The sequence below is a fragment of the Barnesiella sp. CU968 genome, assembly GCF_905219685.1.
Taxonomy (GTDB): domain Bacteria; phylum Bacteroidota; class Bacteroidia; order Bacteroidales; family Muribaculaceae; genus Lepagella; species Lepagella muris_A.
The window spans coordinates 1-5,327 of sequence record NZ_CAJMXD010000206.1; the positions used below are offsets into that span (position 1 = coordinate 1).

4 protein-coding genes and 1 pseudogene are annotated in these 5,327 nt (G+C 46.6%); 3 read left to right on the forward strand and 2 right to left on the reverse strand.

Annotation, left to right across the window (positions count from 1 at the left end; translation table 11 throughout):
- Positions 1-207: 207 nt before the first annotated feature.
- Both JX312_RS08755 and JX312_RS08760 read right to left on the reverse strand, forming a co-directional pair.
- Positions 208-759, reverse strand: a complete 552-nt coding sequence (locus JX312_RS08755) for a gamma carbonic anhydrase family protein (protein ID WP_123404931.1) — start codon at positions 757-759, stop codon at positions 208-210.
- A 107-nt stretch (positions 760-866) separates the two neighbouring features.
- On the reverse strand, positions 867-2,654 hold the full coding sequence (locus JX312_RS08760) for an aminopeptidase P family protein (protein WP_204457736.1): 1,788 nt from the start codon (positions 2,652-2,654) through the stop codon (positions 867-869).
- A gap of 482 nt (positions 2,655-3,136) precedes the next feature.
- Here JX312_RS08760 and JX312_RS08765 point away from each other — a divergent pair, with 482 nt between their 5' ends.
- The 3 genes and pseudogenes from JX312_RS08765 to JX312_RS08775 all read left to right on the forward strand — a co-directional run.
- The gene (locus JX312_RS08765) at positions 3,137-4,348 is read left to right on the forward strand and encodes a putative sugar nucleotidyl transferase (protein ID WP_204457737.1); all 1,212 of its coding nucleotides are present in this window, start codon (positions 3,137-3,139) and stop codon (positions 4,346-4,348) included.
- A gap of 195 nt (positions 4,349-4,543) precedes the next feature.
- On the forward strand, positions 4,544-4,927 hold the full coding sequence (gene rpsL / locus JX312_RS08770; protein ID WP_123404936.1) for a 30S ribosomal protein S12: 384 nt from the start codon (positions 4,544-4,546) through the stop codon (positions 4,925-4,927).
- A 141-nt stretch (positions 4,928-5,068) separates the two neighbouring features.
- Positions 5,069-5,327, forward strand: a pseudogene (locus JX312_RS08775) (30S ribosomal protein S7); the annotation flags it as partial.

Below are 5,327 nucleotides of genomic sequence, written 5' to 3' on the forward strand. Positions count from 1 at the left end.
CGTTTGAACTTCTTGCGTGCTTTCTCGCTGTTTTCGCCTTCTTTTACTGGTCCGCTAATCATGTTTTGTGCTGTTAATTTTTAGTTTCTGTTAATTATTTGGCTCGTCTCCGGAAGGCAACATGCAGGCCCCGGCGACATAAAGCGATGCAAAATTATACAATCTTCCAAATATGACAAAATTTTTTGACAAAAATTCGCTAAAAATTTATAAGATATCGGCAGAAGGGTTTGTTTCTTCCGCATCTTGCTCATACCATTTGGAATACATAAGATAATTTTTCGCTATCTTTACGTTCATCTCTTTCGCTTTTTCCGGTTCTACCATCTTTATGAATTTCGCCGGCGAGCCTGCCCACATCTCGTGGGGTCCTATCTGTGTGCGGCTGAGCACTACGGAGCCTGCCGCCACAAGGGCTCCTTCTCCGACAACAGCGTCATCCATTACAACGGCTCCCATGCCGATAAGGGCGTAATCGTGTATCTTTGCCCCGTGTATCACCACGTTGTGTCCGATAGAGACATCGTTGCCGATTTCTATGGTCGATTTCTGATAGAGTGTGTGAAGCACACTGCCGTCCTGGATGTTGACGCGGTCTCCGACTCTGATTGAATTGACGTCGCCGCGCAATACGGTGTTGAACCAGATGCTGCATTCGTCTCCGATGACGACGTCTCCCACAATCGTGGCGTTTTCCGCCAGAAAACAATGCTTCCCGATTTCAGGTGTGAAGCCTCTTACTGATCTTATCAATGCCATTGTTTGTTATTTATGTTTTGTTGTTCGTATTTTTTTTGGTCTGGTTTCCTGTTTCAGGCTTTCATGCCGTGTCGCTCATTAATATAATATATATCCATATTTATAATTTATATTTCTTTGCACTTCCCGGCAAGCCATTTCTGCTCTTCGTTGTCAAGAAGGGGCGATAGTTCGGCATATACTTTGCGGTGATATGCGTTTACCCATTCGGTCTCTTCGGGAGTCATGATCTCTTTTTCGATCAGAGAAGTGTCATATGGAAAGAGGGTGAGTGTCTCGAAACGGTAGAAATCTCCGAACCGGGTGGTCTCGAACGGTTCCACAGCTAAAAGGTTTTCTGTGCGGATGCCGTATTCCCCTTCAAGATAGAGTCCCGGTTCGTTGCTGAGTATCATTCCCGGTTCAAGAGGTGTGGGCACATCGTTGAGTCTTATGCCTTGAGGACCCTCGTGACAGTTTATGAAGAATCCGACACCGTGTCCCGTGCCGTGATAATATGCCTTTCCCTCAGCCCACAGGTACTGGCGTGCGAGTGCGTCGAGCTGTGTGCCGCGTGTCCCTTTGGGGAATACGGCACGTGACAAAGCTATGTGTCCTTTCAGTACGAGTGTGAAATCATGGCGTTGTTCTGCAGTCGGAGTGCCGAGTGCGATGGTGCGTGTTATGTCTGTGGTGCCATAAGTGTATTGTCCGCCGGAATCCACAAGAAGCAGACCGTTGCCTGTTATCGGAATGTCGGTTTCCTCGGTTGCTTCATAGTGCACGATGGCACCGTGTTCATTCCATCCGAGAATCGGTGCGAAGCTCTCGTCAACGCATGATGCGTCGGCAAGGCGCAGCGCGCGCAATTCTTTGCCGAGACCCACTTCCGTGAGTTTTCCCTGCGGGTATTCACGTTCTGCCATCATGAAGAATCTGGTCAGGGCGACGCCATCTTTGCGCATCGCGGTCTTTATGTTTTCTATCATGGTGGCGTTTTTGACGCTTTTGAGTTTGGCGACATCACCCCCTCCGAACACAGGGGTGCAGCTCAGGCTGTCGTAGAGACTGCGTGAGGTCTTTTCGGGATCTATCAGCAGTCTTGTCTCTTTGGGAAGTGTCGCGGCAAAATCCAGTACGGAGTCGTAGGGCATGACGTCGATGCCGTATCTGCTTAGATGTGCGTCGACTTCAACGCTGAGTTTTTCCTTGTCAATAAATAGGATTCTGCGGTTGTCGTCAACATAAAGGTATGCCACGAAAATGGGGGAGAACGCGATGTCGCCTGCCGTACGCAGATTTGTTGCCCATGCGATGTCATCAAGTGCCGAGAGGAGGATTGCGTTGGCAAGTTCTCCTTTTACCGCCTGCATGAGACGTGTTATCTTGCTGTCTGTGGTTTCACCCACGATTTTTTCATCATGCACGAACAGTTTGTTTTTGGGACGTTCGGGTCTGTCTGTCCATATGGTGTCGAAAGGTGTGAAGCGGTCGTTGAGTCTTATGCCGTTGTCGTTCAGTTCCTGTTCGAGTCGCTGTGTCCATGATATGGAAAATGTCATTCCGTCGATAGCTACAGTCTGACCGGTGTTCAGGTGTTCCGTAACCCAGTCGATTAGATTCACGGCATCAGGTCCGTCTTCCTTCATCATCTCGAAACCGGTGTCCCGCAGTTGCTCTGTTGCCTGAATGAAATAGCGCGAATCTGTCCATACATAAGCCTTGTCGGACATGACTACCGCCGTACCGTTTGTTCCGTTTTCCGATTCGAATCCTGTTAGCCATTCCCTTCCACGCCAGTGCATCGGCGGCAGTTCGCTCTGGTGGGGATCTGTTCCGGATATGATCACGCAGTCGATAGCGTGCTCTTTCATAGCCAACCTCAGGTTGGCAAGATATTGTGCGTTCTTTTTCATATGTGATTGAATTCTTATCTTCTCTTTGTCATCTAAAACATATTTGCAGACAAATATACGCATATTAATTTAAAAACAAAACCCGGGTTTTCTGCATTGTGCAATTATTTGCCCGTTATTGAGGGCAAAATAGAATAATTATGTGTAAAAAAGAAAAAATTAACAAATTTTTGATAAATTTGGAGTGAAAATTTTTGAATTATTTCAAAATTTGAATTAACTTTGCAATGTAAAAAGCCGGAGTTCTTCCGGTAGTGATAAAGATGGCAAGTCAAAAAATCTTTTAAGTAATAGTGATATAAATTTGTAAGTTAGTGGTTGAGTAAGACTGACGTTTGCTTGTGAAAGCCGGCAAAGTTTAAAAAATCACAGAGCGGCAGGCAATTGTGAAATTGTGTGCCGTTGTTGTTTTTTATCGTATGGTTGTGTATTTGGGGAATTTTAAGTACTTTTGTTTCAAAAACAGAACTAATCTTGATTCAATGAACAATGAGGTGAAAGTGGTGCTTTTCGACACCTTTGAATCTTTCGAGAATCTTCTTCCTTTGTCGTATACTCGTCCTGTCGCGGATTTCAGGGTGGGAATAATGACTATTCGTGAAAAGTGGGAACATTATCTGCCGGGAAATTATTCGTATAAGACTACGGAATATCTTGGTGAGAAGTTTCCTGTTGCCGTGTCGGCTGATGAGGAGGCCGTTTTTGTCGCCGGTAACGTGCTTCCTGATGAGGATCTTGCGGCGCGGGTGTTGGCACTTGAATCCGGCGGGGCTCTTAGGGACCGCAGTGGGCTTGTCGCATTCCGAGGCAGTCTCCGGCAGTTCGGTGAACTTGATCCTGCGGAATCCTCGGTCGAGGGTGACGAGGTGTCGAGAATACAATATGTTTATGATGTTTTTCGAGAGAACGGTCAGGAAATCTGCCGCGATTATGATTTGTTGGCGAAACGTGGCAAAGGGCAGGCGCCTGATGCTTCGGTGACGATTATCGGTTCGGTGGAGTCGTCCGGGGGGATGCCTCGTATATATATAGAGGATGGTGCCGTTGTGGAGGGAGCCGTGCTGAATGTGAAGAATGGTCCTATATATATAGGAAAGGATGCCGTGGTCATGGAGGGAGCGTGTCTGCGCGGTCCCGTTGCCTTGTGTGACAATGCTGTTGTCAGGATGGGGGCCAAGGTATATGGTTCAACTACCATTGGTCCTTACTGCAAGGTAGGGGGTGAGCTTGATAATGCTGTCATGTTCGGTTTCAGTAATAAAGCGCATGACGGTTATCTCGGGAACGCTGTCATAGGAGAGTGGTGTAACCTCGGTGCGGGAGCGAATGCGTCCAATCTTAAAAATGACTATACTAAAATCCGTATATGGAATTATCATACCCAGCGGTTCATGCGTACGGATCTGCAGTTCTGCGGACTGATAATGGGTGATCATTCGAAAGCGGGGATCAATACGATGTTCAATACCGCTACGGTTGTAGGGGTTGGAGTGAATCTTCACGGGGCTGGTTTTCCGCGTACGTTTATTCCGAGTTTCTCCAGCGGTTCTCCGGAAGGCGGCTTTGATAATGTCAGCATTGATAAATTTATGGATACGGCGGGAATGGTGATGCAGAGGCGCGGACTTGCGCTTACCGATGTTGACCGCAGAATCTTTGATACTATTTATCGTTCTGCCGCGCGTTTCAAATAATTTTTTTTTGAAAAGTTTTGGCTAATACGCTAATTTTTAGTATTTTTGCATCGCTTTAGGAGCGAATTTATCGATTATTGTGTCTAAATGATTGGGTTTCAATTGTTTAGTACACATAATGGTGTATGATGGGATTTGGGCTAAAGCATAAGACAAACAGTTACAAACCAAATAAATCAAAAAAAGAGACTAAGAATGCCAACAATTCAGCAATTAGTAAGAAAAGGACGCACTGTTCTCAAAGACAAGAGCAAGTCGCCCGCATTGGATTCCTGTCCTCAGCGCCGCGGCGTGTGTGTGCGTGTCTACACGACCACCCCTAAGAAGCCTAACTCGGCAATGAGAAAGGTGGCGCGTGTGCGCCTTACGAACGGCAAGGAAGTGAACAGCTACATTCCCGGAGAAGGACACAACCTTCAGGAGCACTCTATCGTGATGGTTCGCGGTGGTCGTGTGAAGGATCTCCCCGGTGTTCGCTACCATATCGTGCGTGGCACACTTGACACAGCCGGAGTTCAGGGTCGCACTCAGCGTCGTTCCAAATATGGAGCAAAGCGTCCTAAAGCAGCTAAGAAATAACAAGCTGATCTTACATTAACAATCAAATCGTAAACCAACAGTTTTTGATTTATTGGATGGCTATGGTTGAGTAAACTCCGCAAGAGAGCGGTGTTGAAGATTGCAAAAGCAGCCAAAAACAAAAACATTAAACAAGCAAAAATGAGAAAAGCAAAGCCAAAGAAAAGGGTTGTTCTTCCCGATCCCGTCTTCCACGATGTCAAAGTGACAAAGTTCGTGAACCATCTGATGTTTGACGGAAAGAAGAACACAGCTTTCACTATTTTCTATAACGCATTGGAGACTGTGAAGTCAAAAATGCCCAACGAGGAGAAGACAGCGCTTGAGATCTGGAAAAAGGCTCTTGAGAACGTGACTCCTCAGGTGGAGGTCAAGTCACGCCGTGTGGGTGGTGCTACCT